The 14,781-nt window shown below is 63.2% G+C and carries 13 protein-coding genes; 5 read left to right on the top strand and 8 right to left on the bottom strand.

The features are described from left to right. Window positions 1–5: 5 nt before the first annotated feature. Window positions 6–1,337: an exodeoxyribonuclease VII large subunit gene (gene xseA / locus LFT47_RS15435; protein ID WP_236818626.1), complete on the bottom strand. Its 1,332-nt coding sequence runs from the start codon at window positions 1,335–1,337 to the stop codon at window positions 6–8. Window positions 1,338–1,553: 216 nt separating this feature from the next. On the opposite strand from xseA, the gene LFT47_RS15430 reads away from it, so the two are divergent. Together LFT47_RS15430 and LFT47_RS15425 are read left to right on the top strand one after the other, a co-directional pair. Next, the gene (locus LFT47_RS15430; RefSeq protein ID WP_236812095.1) at window positions 1,554–2,432 is read left to right on the top strand and encodes a hypothetical protein; all 879 of its coding nucleotides are present in this window, start codon (window positions 1,554–1,556) and stop codon (window positions 2,430–2,432) included. Then, window positions 2,429–3,514 (top strand): 4-hydroxy-3-methylbut-2-enyl diphosphate reductase, encoded by a 1,086-nt coding sequence (locus tag LFT47_RS15425; RefSeq protein WP_236812092.1) that lies wholly within the window; start codon window positions 2,429–2,431, stop codon window positions 3,512–3,514. The genes LFT47_RS15430 and LFT47_RS15425 overlap by 4 nt, the downstream gene beginning before the upstream one ends. 48 nt (window positions 3,515–3,562) lie before the next feature. On the opposite strand, the gene LFT47_RS15420 is transcribed toward LFT47_RS15425, so the two are convergent. Beyond that, on the bottom strand, window positions 3,563–4,780 hold the full coding sequence (locus LFT47_RS15420) for a DNA recombination protein RmuC (protein WP_236812090.1): 1,218 nt from the start codon (window positions 4,778–4,780) through the stop codon (window positions 3,563–3,565). Between the two features lie 123 nt (window positions 4,781–4,903). On the opposite strand from LFT47_RS15420, the gene ychF reads away from it, so the two are divergent. Then, window positions 4,904–5,989, top strand: a complete 1,086-nt coding sequence (gene ychF, locus LFT47_RS15415) for a redox-regulated ATPase YchF (RefSeq protein ID WP_236812088.1) — start codon at window positions 4,904–4,906, stop codon at window positions 5,987–5,989. Between the two features lie 294 nt (window positions 5,990–6,283). Here the strand turns inward: ychF and LFT47_RS15410 are convergent, their stop codons facing one another. The 5 genes from LFT47_RS15410 to LFT47_RS15390 form a co-directional block, all read right to left on the bottom strand. Continuing rightward, on the bottom strand, window positions 6,284–7,486 hold the full coding sequence (locus tag LFT47_RS15410; protein ID WP_236812086.1) for a CAP domain-containing protein: 1,203 nt from the start codon (window positions 7,484–7,486) through the stop codon (window positions 6,284–6,286). A 158-nt stretch (window positions 7,487–7,644) separates the two neighbouring features. Beyond that, window positions 7,645–8,412: an SCO1664 family protein gene (locus tag LFT47_RS15405; RefSeq protein ID WP_236812085.1), complete on the bottom strand. Its 768-nt coding sequence runs from the start codon at window positions 8,410–8,412 to the stop codon at window positions 7,645–7,647. Further along, entirely contained in the window at window positions 8,412–8,966 is a 555-nt protein-coding gene (locus LFT47_RS15400) for a DUF3090 domain-containing protein (protein WP_236812083.1), read from the bottom strand. The genes LFT47_RS15405 and LFT47_RS15400 overlap by 1 nt, the downstream gene beginning before the upstream one ends. 24 nt (window positions 8,967–8,990) lie before the next feature. Beyond that, window positions 8,991–9,683 (bottom strand): histidine phosphatase family protein, encoded by a 693-nt coding sequence (locus LFT47_RS15395; protein WP_236812081.1) that lies wholly within the window; start codon window positions 9,681–9,683, stop codon window positions 8,991–8,993. A gap of 73 nt (window positions 9,684–9,756) precedes the next feature. After that, entirely contained in the window at window positions 9,757–10,536 is a 780-nt protein-coding gene (locus LFT47_RS15390) for an alpha/beta fold hydrolase (RefSeq protein WP_236812078.1), read from the bottom strand. An 84-nt stretch (window positions 10,537–10,620) separates the two neighbouring features. On the opposite strand from LFT47_RS15390, the gene LFT47_RS15385 reads away from it, so the two are divergent. Next, window positions 10,621–12,387: a GNAT family N-acetyltransferase gene (locus tag LFT47_RS15385; RefSeq protein WP_236812076.1), complete on the top strand. Its 1,767-nt coding sequence runs from the start codon at window positions 10,621–10,623 to the stop codon at window positions 12,385–12,387. An 18-nt stretch (window positions 12,388–12,405) separates the two neighbouring features. Here LFT47_RS15385 and LFT47_RS15380 read toward each other — a convergent pair whose 3' ends face one another. Next, window positions 12,406–12,609, bottom strand: a complete 204-nt coding sequence (locus tag LFT47_RS15380; RefSeq protein WP_236812074.1) for a hypothetical protein — start codon at window positions 12,607–12,609, stop codon at window positions 12,406–12,408. A gap of 368 nt (window positions 12,610–12,977) precedes the next feature. Here LFT47_RS15380 and LFT47_RS15375 point away from each other — a divergent pair, with 368 nt between their 5' ends. Further along, window positions 12,978–14,753 (top strand): ABC transporter family substrate-binding protein, encoded by a 1,776-nt coding sequence (locus tag LFT47_RS15375; protein WP_236812072.1) that lies wholly within the window; start codon window positions 12,978–12,980, stop codon window positions 14,751–14,753. The last annotated feature ends 28 nt before the right edge of the window (window positions 14,754–14,781 follow it).

The raw sequence follows: 14,781 nt of genomic DNA, 5'->3' as shown, positions 1-14,781 counted from the left end.
AGTCCTCATTGCTGGTGCTTGCTGGGTTGTCCGGCTGCGGCCGGGGCCCCGGAAGATACGGCGGCAAGGCGGCCTTCCGCCAACCGGAGGGTCAGCTCCGTGCCGTCAGGGGCCTGGTCAGGGCTCCGGACGACGTCGTGGCCGATCCGATCCGCTCCCGCGACCTGGACGACGGCATACCCGCGGTCCAACGTTTTTTGGGGCGACAATGCCCTTACCTGGGCGCGAAGATGGTGCACCTGGTCAAGTGCGCGGGTAACAGCCGAGCTCACCGCGGTGTGGGCATGTTTCCGGAGCCGTTCGACATCGTCCTCCCGTATCTTGACGATTACTTCGGGGGACGCCAGCACAGGACGCGATCTTAGGGCGTGGAGTCGATCCGTTTCGCGGTCCACCAGGCGTCCAACGCCGCGACGTAGCTGCTCGCGGGCCTGCCGTACCCTCGCCAATTCCTCGACGACATCAGGGACGATCCTTTTTGCGGCATCGGTGGGTGTGGATGCGCGAAGGTCAGCGACGTCGTCCAGGATGGGATGGTCGGCTTCATGGCCGATCGCGCTGACCACAGGGGTGGCCGCTGCGGATACCGCCCGGACCAGATCTTCGTTGCTGAACGGAAGCAGGTCTTCCAGGGCTCCGCCACCACGGGCGATCACGATCACATCCACGTGCGGATCGGCGTCGAGTTCCTTGAGCGCAGCCAGGATCTGGCTCACCGCGGTAACTCCTTGGACCGCGACCTCCCGGACGGCGAATTCGACGGCGGGCCAGCGAAGCGCCGCGTTGCGCAGGACGTCTTTCTTGGCGTCGGAATCGCGGCCGGTGATGAGCCCGATCCGGTGGGGGAGCAGGGGTAGCCGTTTCTTCCGAGAGTCTGAAAACAGCCCTTCGGCGCCAAGGGCCTGGCGCAAGCGCTCGATTCTCGCGAGGAGATCGCCGAGGCCGACCGGGCGGATGTCCTTGATCGACATGTTGAGCCGACCGGTCTTGAGCCAGAATTCGGGTTTCACCAACGCTACGACGCGTGAGCCACGCTCAAGTGGCATCTTCTGGCGGTCCAGGACGTTGGACCACAGCGAAGCGGGCAAGGAGATTTCGGCGTCGGTGTCCCGCAGCGTCACGAATGCGCTGCCGCCACGACGGTTGAGTTCGATGACCTGGCCCTCGATCCACGCAGCCGGGGCCCGTTCTATGTGGGTCTTGAGCTTGCGGGATAGCAGCTGCAGCGGCCAAGGATTGTCGGGACTTGTCTCCGACGCCGTCGCGGGCAGGGTTGACTCTGCCTTCGTGGATTCTTCTCCGGAGGACCCTTCGCCCTGGGCTCCCGGGTTCGGCAGTCCTGAAATCGGCAACGCCTGTGGCGCGCCGCCGGGTACGGCATCATAGGACACGCGGGTAGCCTCCTGCTGGTGGCTGGTGCATGGTTCCGTCCTCGCTGGTACTTTGCTAAGTGGCAGGCTTCCAACTCTATCCATACCTTGTAGCATGCATGACCGACATTTACTCGTCGTCGCCCCGACTGGAACTGCTGCACTCCAAACTTGAGGAATCCATTGCGCACGTTCGTCTCTGCAATCGCAGTGATCTTTGCCCTTCTGCTCACAGGAATCGCCGTCCCTATGGCATGGACAGACGCCAACATCGTCCGGGAAGACGGGTTTGTGGCGCTCACCTCCCCGATCGGGAAGGACCAGGCGTTCCAGGCGAGGCTGGCGGCTACCGCCGTCGCAAGCCTTGAATCCAAAATCAATCTACCGGCGCCAGTGGAACAACTTGGCGCTTCGTTCCTCAAGGACGCCGCCACCGCGATGTCAACGTGGCCTGAATACCCGCAAGCGTGGGATGAAACCGTACGCCGGAGCCACCAACTGAATTTCGCAGGCACTGCCGGCCCCGGGAACTCGGCCGCGGGCACGTCCTTGGTGCTCGACGTCGGGCCTCTGGTTAAGCTCGCCGGTGACCGGCTGCACGCGGCAACCGGCCTCCCCGTTGCGACGCCGGAATCCACCCTGATCAACATCGGCGGCCCCGCTCAGCGCCAGCAGGTGGACGCCATCGCCGCGTATGCGCCAATGTGGTGGATTCCCGGCCTCGGCGCGGTTCTGCTGTTTGCCCTGGGCTTGCTTTCCGCGAGGCGCAGGGGAGCGCTTCTTTTGTTCACCGGACTGGGATTGGCCGCGGTCGCTGCGCTGTGGCAAGTGGCCACGACGGTGCTCAAGGGCGCAGGCGACGCGGGACTGGGCGGAACCGCCACGGGCGGCCTCTTTGCGCGGGAGTTGGTTGCGGCTTCAGTCGACAACTTCACCGGTTGGATCACCATCGCCTGGATTGCCGCGGGAGTGTTTGCACTTCTCGGCCTGCTCGGTGCGATCTTCTCACGCAAAGCCAGGCCGAGCATGCGGGCGAACGCTGCCGGTAGCATGGAGGGATGACCAGCTCAGCAGTTTCCATTCCGATGCCCTCTATCCCGCGCAGGCGTCGGACGCCGGAAGAGGTGCTGGCCGCCGCTCCGGTCTCCGGCCCTAAACGAGTCTTGCTCGCGGCCCCCCGCGGATATTGTGCAGGCGTCGACCGCGCAGTCATCGCAGTGGAGAAGGCACTGGAACACTATGGGCCGCCGGTATACGTGCGTAAGCAGATCGTACATAACGTGCACGTGGTCACCTCGCTGGAGGAGAAAGGTGCCATCTTCGTCGAAGAGACGGACGAGGTACCCGAAGGCGCCCTCGTGATCTTCTCAGCCCATGGCGTGTCCCCGGCTGTCGTGCAGTCGGCCGAAGACCGTGGCCTGCGCACCATCGATGCCACCTGCCCCCTCGTCACGAAGGTGCACCGCGAAGCCGTCCGCTTCGCCAAGGAAGATTACGACATTCTCCTCATCGGCCATGACGGTCACGAGGAAGTGGAAGGAACGGCGGGCGAAGCCCCGGACCACATCCAGATCATCAATGGTCCGCACGAAGTGGACAAAGTCAAGGTGCGCAATCCGGAGAAGACGATCTGGCTTTCGCAGACCACCCTGAGCGTCGACGAGACCATGGAGACCGTCCGGATGCTCAAGGAGCGGTTCCCCACGTTGCAGGATCCGCCCAGCGACGACATTTGCTATGCCACCACCAACCGCCAAGTGGCCATCAAGAAGATTGCCCCGCAGGCTGACCTCGTGATCGTGGTGGGATCTGCGAATTCTTCCAACTCCGTACGGCTCGTCGAAGTGGCGCTCGAGTATGGCGCCAAGGCCTCCTACCGGGTCGATTTCGCGAACGAGGTCGACGAGAGCTGGTTCGAAGGCGTCGCCACCGTGGGCGTCACCTCCGGCGCTTCCGTCCCCGAAGTCCTGGTCCAGGACGTTCTCCGCTTACTGGCCGACTACGGCTACGGTGCCGTTGAAGAGGTGGTGACGGCGGAGGAAGACCTGCTGTTCTCCTTGCCGAAGGAACTGCGCGCCACCCTCAAAGAAGCCGGAGACGTCACACGCGCCTTGGGCGGACGCGGGAACCGGCCGACTTCGTAGTCCGGGCCCGGTACAGGGTGCCGGGCCCGGACCACTACCGGGCCGGTCCTAGGCCGCCGACTCTCCTTCGATCAGTTCGGGTGCGGCAAGGGTCCGCGGCACTGCTTCCACTGCGGACGGCGACACCAGGCCGTCTGTGTCCATGGAGTTGAGCTTCCGCGCCGTCGGCAAAACGCGTGCTTCGAGCGTTCCGACGAGTGCGTTGTAGCGATCCACCGAGGTCTTCAACGACGAACCCAGCTTGCCCACGTTGTCACCGAGGGTTCCCATGCGTTCGTACAGCTGCCGGGCGAGCTCGAAGAGCTCCCGGGCGTTGTCCGTCAGGACGTCCTGGCGCCAAGTGAAGGCGACGGACTTAAGTACTGCCAACAACGTGCCGGGGGACGCGAGCACTACGTTCCGGGACAAGGCGTGATCCAGGAGCGCGGGGTCCGCTTCGAGCGCAGCGGCCAGGATGGATTCCGCTGGCAGGAAGCAGATCACCAGCTCGGGCGAGTTGCCGGGGATGTCCCAGTATTTTTTCGACCCCAAGGCATCCACGTGGGACTTGAGGGCCTTCGCATGTGCGAGGAGCAAAGCATCCGCGCCATTGCCTACAGAGAGCGCGCCGCTCCCGGCAGGGTGCCCGGTGTTGCCTTGTTCTTGGGCAGCGAGGTAGGACGCCAACGGAACCTTTGCGTCCACCACCAGCTGCTTCCCACCAGGCAATTGGACCACGAGATCCGGCCGGATGGCATTGTCTGCGGAAGCGGAATGCACCTGTTCGTGAAAATCGACGTGACGCAGCATGCCGGCGGCCTCCACCACACGGCGCAGCTGGACTTCACCCCACTGGCCCCTGGCGCTGTTCGACCTAAGGGCCGAGGCCAGGGCGTGGGTGGAGCGCAGGAGCTGTTCATCGGAGAGCCGGGCTTCCTGGAGCTGCTGGGCAAGCTGGCCGTACTGCTCTAAACGATCCCGCTCCAGAAGGGACACCTGCTGCTGGACAGCCGTCAGCTTCTCGGCAACAGGGGCAAGGGCGCGCAACACACTGCCATCCTGGTTCCTGGACTCGTTCAGTTCACGGTTCTGTGACAACAGAAGCCGCCGTTCGGCGTCGGCGGCGGCAAACTGGGCGTTCACCGCGGCAAGCCGGGCGGAGACGCCGTCGAAATCTTCTTCAAGCGCGGCAGTGCGGCGCCTGAACAGGAGGAAGCCAGCCACCACCCCGGCGGCCGCTCCGAGAAGAAGCATGAACAAAGCGAGTATTACTGCAAAACCATCCATGTCTCCAACCTTGGCATAGGGGTCGGACAATTTAGCGAAGCCGGCTCACGGCACCCGGGCATCCGGTCCTGGGTTCCCCCTCGCAAGGCGGAGAAGGGCACACAACGGGTAGAATCAATGCTCGTGGCTCTTACTATTGGCATCGTCGGACTGCCCAACGTCGGCAAATCAACTCTTTTCAACGCACTGACCCGCAACCAGGTGCTGGCCGCGAACTACCCGTTCGCCACCATCGAGCCAAACGTCGGCGTCGTCAACCTCCCGGACACGCGCCTGCAGAAGTTGGCGGAGGTCTTCGGATCGCAGCGCCTCCTGCCCGCCGTCGTCTCGTTCGTTGACATCGCGGGAATCGTCAAAGGCGCCTCTGAAGGCGAAGGCCTGGGCAACAAGTTCCTCGCGAACATCCGCGAAGCAGAAGCCATCGCCCAGGTCATCCGGGTCTTCGACGACCCCGACGTTGTCCACGTCGACGGCAAAGTCGATCCGCGATCGGACATCGAGACCATCAACACCGAACTGATTCTGGCCGATCTCCAGACGATCGAAAAGGCCATTCCCCGGATCGAAAAAGAAGTCAAGATCAAGAAGCGGGAAGCCGCGGAACTCGCAGCAATCCTGGCTGCCCAGGCCGTGCTGGAGCGTGGCGACACGATCTTCTCCTCGGTCAAGAGCGACAAGCTCGAGATGGAGCACCTCAAGGAGCTCAGCCTCCTCACGGCCAAGCCCTTCATCTACGTCTTCAACTCGGACGAAGGCATCCTGGGCAACCCGGAAAAGCAAGAGGAACTGCGCGCAATGGTGGCGCCGGCGGATTGCATTTTCCTTGACGCCAAGCTGGAATCGGATCTCGTCGAACTGGACGAGGAAGAAGCCCGCGAGATGCTCGAGATGAACGGCCAGGACGAATCCGGCCTCGACCAGCTGGCACGCGTCGGTTTCCACACGCTCGGACTGCAGACCTACCTCACCGCCGGTCCGAAAGAAGCACGAGCCTGGACGATCCACCGAGGCGACACTGCGCCGCAGGCCGCAGGGGTCATCCACACGGATTTCCAGCGCGGATTCATCAAGGCCGAAGTTGTCTCCTTCGATGACCTCATCGCCGCGGGATCCATGGCCGAGGCCAAGTCACGCGGCAAGGTCCGTATTGAAGGCAAGGAATACGTCATGGCCGACGGCGACGTGGTGGAGTTTAGATTTAATGTTTAATTCCTGACCCTCGTGAGACGTCTGCGAAGGCCGCCAAGAACACTGTTCTTAGCGGCTATCCGCTTTTATTACCGCCGGGAACTGAATTCTGCAGTGCTGGCGGTCAGCCAGCTGTCTTTAAAGGCCCAGATGGCCCGGGGGCGGCCTCGACCAGGAACACCTCCAACTGTGCCCGAACGTGGAGAATGCCCAAGGCTGGAGCTTCAAGTCCTCATAGACCGGGGCTTCTCGTACCGCCGGTGAGCGCCGATCGCCCCCGTTGCGGTGAAGCGAAGGAGACGTTTACAGGCGGGCCTAGATGTAGGTGACCCACCATCCCGTCGGCGTCCAGTGGATCACGCCGCCCTCGTAGTTCTGGGCGACAGCACCTCCCGGGCCGGTCGCGTACTCATTGCTGGTCGGGTACCCGAGCCTGCCGTTCTCGAAACCTGTGGAGCCCCAGATGGTGCGGGTCCCGCCGAAGGAGACGAAGCCACCGGTCGCGGGGGACCAGATGATGGCCCCGTTCTGGTAGTTCTGGTACACGCCGCCCTTCCGGAGTCCCGGCACTTCATCAGTGACAGGGTAGCCCAGGCGCCCGTTCTCGAATCCGGTGGCGGCCCACGCTGTGCGGATGCCGCCTAACGAGATGTGGGCACCCGTGGCCGGGGACCAGATGATGGCCCCGTTCTGGTAGTTCTGGTAGACGCCGCGGTTCCGGAGTCCCGGCACTTCGTCAGTGACCGGGTAGCCCAGGCGCCCGTTCTCGAATCCGGTTTCAGCCCATTTGCTGCGGATGGCGCCCATAGTCAGGTGCGCCCCGGAAGCTGGGGAGTACAGGATGCAGCCGACCTGGTAGCACTGGAAGGAGCCGCCGGACTTGAGCCCGGAAACCTCCGGGCTGGTCGCGGTCCCGATCGAACCGTTGTACGAGGCAGCCTTGGCCCCGATCGGGGACTTCGACGCCGGCGCGGCAGGAGGGCTGGTCATCGGGTAGGCGGCCAGGTTGGAGACTACTAAGTGCCAGCCCTGGTACGGTCCGGAGGTGGGGACGACGTAGCCCAGCCCGACGTCGGTGAGCCGTGGATCCAGCATGGCGGCCTTGTGGCTAGGAGAGTTAATCCACCAGCCGACAATTTGTTCCGGCGTGAAGTTGAAGCCGATGATCTCCCGATACATGCTGGCGTCCGCGGGGATGAGCGAGCCGCCGGCGTCAGTCCGGTGGATGGTGGCAAATTCGAAGGCTGGGTCCATTGTGGCGACGCCAAGATGGTTCGCCCAGTCCTGCGAAACGTCAGCGATCCGCTGGTTCCACGCCAGGGGCCGGGCGCCGACCTTGGCGCGCTCTGCATTCATCAGGTCCAAAGTCGTCTTAGCGAAGGCGTCAGAGTAGACGGAGGACGGCACTGCCGCAGGAACCGGAGCGGCGGTGGACGCGGTGGCGCCGATAAGGCCGCCGGATAGTGAGAGCAGCAGGCCGAGGGTCACCGCGGAGATGCGGGTAGAACGTGATTTCATGGGTCCCTAGATTGAGTGCCGGGTGGGAACGCCGGGAGACGGTATAAGTCTGCCCGAACATCAACGGCTGAATGGACGATTTACGGTGACGTGGGGAAAAGCTTGGTAAATCCTGCGGAATCCAGCCCAAGCCGAACTCTCCTGCCGGCCGAATTCCCTTAGAACAGGGGCCAGGGCACCGCTGACATGTCACCGCTCGGAGCCGGAAACCGCCCTGACAAGCGCAACCGGGCGCAGCGCGCGGCGAGCGATGCGACTTCTTCGGCGTTGAGCAATTCCGCCAGGTTTCGGCCCAGCTCGCCGTGCAGTCCTTCGCTGACGCGATCGATGCCGTCGCGTTCCTCCGGGGTCAGGGGGTCTCCCAGCCATCCCCACAGTACGGTGCGCAGCTTGTGGTCACGGTGGAAGGTGAGGCCATGGTCCACGCCGTGCCGGTGTCCGTCCGTCATGGCAAGAATGTGGTCGCCTTTGCGGTCGGCGTTGTTGACGACCGTGTCGAACACCGCCATGCGTCTGAGCGCTGGCGAGTCTTCGTGAACGAGGGTGACCATCCGTCCGTCCTCATCCCGTCCCTCGAGAACGGGTTTCCAACCCGTCTCGGGCAGGTGGTCTGTCGCGACCAGGTTCACGGCGTTTTGCGTGGGGTCTTGCTCTTGCCAGAGCTGCACCATTCCTTCGCCCATCGGACCATCGCGCAGCCACGTGTGCGGCACGATGTCCCAGCCGAAGGCCTGCGAGACAAGGTATGCGGCCACCTCCCGGTGTGCCAGGGTGCCGTGGGGAAAGTCCCACAGCGGAGTTTCGCCTGCTATCGGCTTGTAGACGACCACCGCGTCGCCGATGCGGCCCAGAAATGTAGCGTTTGAAGCCGTCGTGATGCGGCCGGTGAGCGTCAGCTCGGCGGTCACTAGGTCCGGCGTTGGCATCAGACCTCGGGAAGGGTGCAGATGTGCCCCTCGGCGTCTATGGGGTAACCGCAGAGCGGGCACGTCGGACGCCCGGCGCCCACGATCTCACGGGTGCGCTTGGCGAATGCGCGGGCGGTGCCGACCGGCATTCGCACCAGCAGCATTTCGGTCTCGTTAGCGCCGTCCCCATCAAGCGATGCGTCGTTGTCATCAGCATCGACATCGGTGATGGGGTAGGCCTCGAGTACGACCTGGGCCGTGGTCGGGTCCCAACCCAAGCTCATGGCACCGGTGCGGAACTGCTCCTGAACGGCGTCGAGCTGGTCATTGTCGACAAGTTCAATGGGGGTACCCGTGGGAACGCTGAAAGGGTTGCCCTCGACGGTGATCAGCTGGTCGAGAATTTCGTCGATCTTCTCGGCGAGCAGGGCCGACTGCTGTTTCTCAAGGGCGACACTCACGATCTGCGTCCCTGCCCGCACCTGCAGGTAGAACGTCCGCGCCCCCGGAAGGCCAATGGTGCCGACGACGACCCGATCAGGCCAGGCAAACTCGTGAACACGTGTAGGCATGTCAGTATTCTAGGCACATGAGGTTCATGGCGCCTTTTGCCCTGCACCGCCGCCCACCGGCGCATCGCCGGAGGGGATGCCGTTCGACAGCCACGACAGATCACCCGCGTCGGTGTTGGTTGCGTAAACGCTCGGCCGGCTAGCTCCGTAGCGCACGATCGATACGGATCCGGGGCCTACGGTAATACGCTGGAACAGGTCAAGGTGCATGCCGAGCGCGTCGGCAAGGATTGACTTGATGATGTCACCGTGACTTACCGCCACCCACACCGCCCCTGGCCCGTACTCGGCTTCGATGGCTGCATCGTGGCGTCGAATCGCTGCCACCGACCGTGCCTGCATCGCGGCCATGGATTCACCGCCGGGAAAGACGACGGCGGACGGTTGGGACTGCACAACCGGCCACAGTTCCTCGGTCGCGAGATCACTGAGCGTGCGGCCCTGCCACTGGCCGTAATCGCACTCGGTAAGATCGGGATCGACCGGCGCGTACGGCGTTCCAACCTGCCGATCGAGGATGAGCTGGGCGGTCTGCTGACAACGCTCAAGAGGGCTCGACACCACCGCGACCAAGGGCACGGCCGCGAGCCGGTCTCCGGTCAGAGCCGCCTGGTCGCGCCCGATCTGGTCCAGGCTGACGCCAACGGCCCGACCCGCCAGCAGCCCGGTGGCATTGGCTGTGGTGCGGCCGTGCCGCACGAGAATAACTGTCGCCATCCACCCAGCCTAACCACCGGGCTCCCGCTTCAACGTGTGACGAGTGGCAAGCAGTAGTCGAGCGACTGGTCGCTTAGCCCCGGCGGGCGACATCCTGGCTCAGAATATTGGGCCAGGTTTCGACATCTCCCGGGGTGCGGGCCACCGTCACTGTTGCTTGGGGGAGCAGTGCTGCAAGGGATTCCGCGGTTGACAGCGGGTGGCCCGGATCATCGACCCACGCCAGGATTGTCGTCGGTACGTCGATTCGCGCGACGTCCTCAGGAGCAGGAAGATCGCTGAGTGCCGCGCCTCGAAACACCGACGGCAGGAGGGCGTCGTCGACGTCGGGCCGCGTCTCCGGCGCACCGATTGTGGCCGGCGGCGTAGTTGCGCCGCGGGTGGTGGCGAGGAATGCCTCGACGCCAACAGACTCGATGAGCGCCGCGGCACTCCGGTAGGTTGCAGCCTGTGCAATCCGGGTTTCCCACGCGGTGGGCGGCACCATGAGCGTGAGCCCGCTAAATCGGTCTGGCTCGCGGGAAGCGGCGTGCAGGAGTGCGCCGGTACCCATGGAGGGGCCGACTCCGTGGACACGTTCGCCCGGGAACCAGTGATCGAGCAGCCGCAGGAGGTCGTCGGCAAGGTTTTGCCATTGATATTCCTCGGGAACCTTCCGCCCGGTCGACCGGCCATGGCCGCGCGCATCGTACCGCAGCAGTCGCGTTCCACTCAGCCCTCGGCCGAGGTCGAGGTTGAGTACCCGATCGTGCGCGCGGCTTGAGGTGAGGCCATGCAGTTGGACAACCGGGTGTCCACCTTCGTCGCTCAAAGCCACCGCAAGCTCGGCTCCGGGAACCTCGAAAGTGGGCATCTCGCTCCTCGTTTCGTGACTGACAGCGCCACCTCGGGCGGCGACGTTGAGCATTCAGGCTATCTGGGGCGATAAGATACTGCCATGCGGCTGACCAACGTCACGCACCTGCGCCTACCGTTCGGACGACTTTGGGGCTACGACGTCAGTGTGTCGGCGCTCGGCCGTCGTCTTCCCGTGTCCTTTGACCAGAGGCTCCATGTGGGAGCGGGTTCCCGGCCCGGCTCCTGGATGGCAATGTCTTTTCGGCTGCCTACGCCAACTCGTCGCGAGTCAATTGCCGAAGCCTGGCTGGCTGTCATCGCCCGTCACGGCACACTGCGAACCGCCTTCGTGCCCGGTGCGGATGGTGATCCGGAGCTTCACGAGATTGATATTGCTCCTGGAACCTGGGTAGAGCATCAGGTGTCTCCTGGCCAGTCCGTCAATGACGCGGTGCGGGACATTCTCGATGCCGCATGTTCGCCATACCAGCGCCCCTCACACCGGCTGTGCGTGCTGGAGACTGCCGCTGGCCTCACGGTCGTGATTGCTGCCGACCACGCCCACGTCGATATGTGGTCGATGCTGGTGATTGCCCGCGACCTGCTGTCGGCGCTCGATGCCGGGAGGGCGGGCCACGAACCGTTGCCCGGGCCGGCGCCGGCATTTGTTGAACACACGCAAGCACTTCTGGACCGGAACGCGGCGCCGGAGCACGTGCGTCGCCGATGGGAAGACATCATCGGGGACAGCGGTGGCGCAATGCCGCGATTCCCGCTGCCCCTGGGCTCGCCCGATCCTCAGCGCGAGCGCGTAGAAGTGCGCGATGTGTTCGACCTCGACGACGGTGCAGCATTTGCAGCGCAGGCCCGCAACGAAGGTGTCTCCACTCTCGCACTCGCCGTTGTGGCGATGACAGCGGTAACCCGCGAGATGGCGGGAACCCCGCTGCGAGCCGTTTTTCCCGTGCATAGCCGATTCGATGATCGCTGGCATGACTCCGTGGGCTGGTTCATTACTAATTCGGTACTTGAGTCCGCGGTCGCCGAGCCGCGCGCTGCGGCGGCCGCGGTTAAAGAGGCTGTGCAGCTTGGCTCGTGGTCGCTCGCGGACGTGCTGGCTCCGTGGGGCGGCATGCCTGTAGCTCCCGGTATGTTCGCGATCTCCTGGCTGGACCTGCGCAGACTGCCGGTACGAATCGACTCTGTGGGACTCGACGCCCAGTATGTGAGCGCGACAATCGACACCGACGGCGTCATGCTTTGGTTCATCCTGGACGAGTCCGGCCTGCACTTGAGATGCCGCTATCCCGACACGGTTGAGGCTCGAGCCAACGTCGGCGGATGGCTTGATCTGCTGGTCGCTCGTTTGCAGGCAGATGCGCGGTCCTCGGTTCGAGGACTGCTGCGCGTGGCGGGCCGGACCTTCAGGCTGGAGCGGGCGAGTCGCGATGATGTCGAGGCCATTGCCGCCCTGCTGTCGGATGATCAGTTCGGTTCCGACCGCGAGTGCGTCGAGCTCGAACGATACGAGGCGGCCTACAACCTGGTTGTCCGCGACAAATCCAACTATCTGGGGGTTGTCCGCGACGATGCCGATCGCATCGTTGCCACCATGCAATTGACCGTCATCCCAGGTCTTTCCCGCGGTGGTTCTTCCCGGCTCCAGATCGAGGGACTGCGAGTTGCGGCCGCGGAGCGTTCACATGGCTTGGGCACGGCGATGCTTGAGTGGGCACACGATTTCGGGCGCGCGCGCGGCGCGCAACTGGCGCAGGTGACCACCGACGAAGCAAGGGAACGGGCTCGAGCCTTCTACGCCCGCCTCGGATACCGGACCGCCCACGTAGGGCTGAAACGGCGCATATAGAAGTCCACACAGATCGGGTTAGTCGGTTTTCGGGTACCAGACTACGGTTGCGGGCTCGCCGTCATCGGATTCAATAGCAGGTTCGTCGGTTAGCGGTTGGCCGTGCGCCAAACCAGACCATTGGTACTCTCCGCCGGGGTGAATCTCCGGGAAGTCCGATACCTCGCCCTCGCTGCGTTCTTTATCACGGGGACCACCTTCATAAGTGAATTTTTCGCCCATACGCCCCAACGTAGACCCCGAGACGGGGCCTGGATACCCCCTGCACCGGGCCAGCGGCTCGTGGGATCTGTTCCCTGCGCTCCCCGCACGGAAGGCTCAGTGATGGGGAATTAACTGACATATGCCCAGGTTCGCCGTGAATCGGGGCTTATGTCATGTTGGCGTGGATTACGGAACCACTAGGACGTCCTTCAATGATTGCATCTCGATAACAAACTTTACCGGCGGGAAACTTTAGACCCAAAGATCCGTTCCGGGCGCTAGGCTACTGCTCATGTGAGACGAGCCACAAGCCTGCTGAGGGGGTTGTGGCAGTCTGCCGGAGTCAACAGCGCCGGCTTTTTCCACTCAAAAAAATAGGAGGCGGAATGCGTTTCGGACGTACTTCCAAAGCAGTGGGTATTGCGGCAATCGCCGCGATCGCACTGAGCGCCTGTGCCGGCAATTCCGGTGGCAATACCCCATCCACCGGAGCAGCCAAGACGGGTGGCACGGCCACTGTGGTCGAGGTCAACGCTTTCAACACGTTCAACCCCAACACAGCCGACGGCAATACTGACATCAACTCCAAGGTCAGCTACGCAACTCACTCGGGCTTCTACTACATCGACAACAAGCTGAATGTCGTTCACAACGACAAGTTCGGCAAGATGGAGAAGGTCTCGGACAACCCGCTGACCGTCAAGTACACCATCAACGATGGTGTGAAGTGGTCTGACGGCACCCCGGTCTCCGCAGCTGACCTCCTCCTCCAATGGGCGGCCTTCTCCGGCTACTACGACGACGCCGATGCCAAGGCAAAGACGGGTACGTCCTACTTCTCCTACGCTGGCGACAACACGGGCCTCAGCCTGACGGACTTCCCGGAGATCAGCAACAACAACAAGACCCTCACGCTCAAGTACTCCAAGCCGTTCGCTGACTGGGAGATCGTGCTTGGTGGTCCCGGCATTGACGTTCCTGCCCATGTCCTTGCGCAGAAGGCCGGCCTGAAGGACACCCAGGCCTTGATTGACTTCTTCAAGAGCAAGCCGCGCGGAGACTCCAAGGCACCGCTTCCCGCCGACGCGAAGCTGAAGGCAATGTCGGACATGTGGAACACCGGCTTCGACACGAAGACGCTTCCCGCTGACCCGACGCTGTTCCTCTCAAACGGTCCTTACATCGTCAAGAGCATGAACCAGGACCAGTCCCTCACCATGGTCCGGAACAAGGACTACAACTGGGGACCGACTCCAAACCTTGACGAAATCACCGTCCGGTACATCGGTTCGGCGCCGGCCCAAGTGCAGGCCCTCAAGAACGGCGAGGCGGACATCATTGCCCCGCAGGCTTCCGCGGACACTCTCGACCAGTTGAAGGCACTCTCCAGCCAGGGCGTCACTGTCGACCAGGGCAACCAGCTGGCCTTCGACCACTTGGACCTGAACTTCTCGGGTCCGCTGGCCGACCAAAACGTGCGTACCGCATTCATGAAGACGGTGCCCCGCAAGGACATCGTCAGCAAGATCATCGGAAAGCTTGACCCGAACGCGAAGCCGCTCGACTCGCAGATCTTCGTTCCCCAGCAGGCTGCCTACGCCGACTCCGCCAAGAACAATGGCTCGTCGGCCTACCAGGACGTGGACATTGATGGTGCCAAGAAGCTCCTGAACGGCGCTACTCCGGAAATCCGCATCATGTACAACAAGGACAACCCCAACCGTGTTGACGCTTTCTCGCTGATCCGCGAATCCGCCACCAAGGCGGGCTTCAAGATCGTCGACGGCGGCCTGGGCAAGTCTGACTGGGGCAAGGCCTTGGGCAAGGGCGGCTACGATGCCACCATCTTCGGTTGGATCAACCCGGGCGTCGGAGTCTCTGGCGTTCCGCAGATCTTCAAGACTGCAGGTGGCAACAACTTCAACCAGTTCAGCAACACTGACGCTGACAAGTTGATGGAAGAGCTCGTGGTCACCACTGACCGCAGCAAGCAGGACGATCTCCAGAAGCAGATCGACAAGAAGATCTGGGACTCCGCATACGGTGTGCCGCTCTTCCAGTCCGTGAACGTGGACGCTTACAGCGACCGCATCACCGGTGTGAAGCTCATGCCGAACCAGACTGGCGTTTGGTGGAACTTCTGGGAGTGGGCTCAGAAGTAAGGCCCAACTAGCGCGCAATATCGCCAGC

Origin of the sequence: Arthrobacter sp. FW306-2-2C-D06B, assembly GCF_021789175.1 — a bacterium.
In the GTDB taxonomy this organism is placed as follows: Bacteria; Actinomycetota; Actinomycetes; order Actinomycetales; family Micrococcaceae; genus Arthrobacter.
The sequence above is the reverse complement of the archived record's forward strand: the minus strand, read 5'-3'. Positions and strand labels throughout refer to the sequence as shown.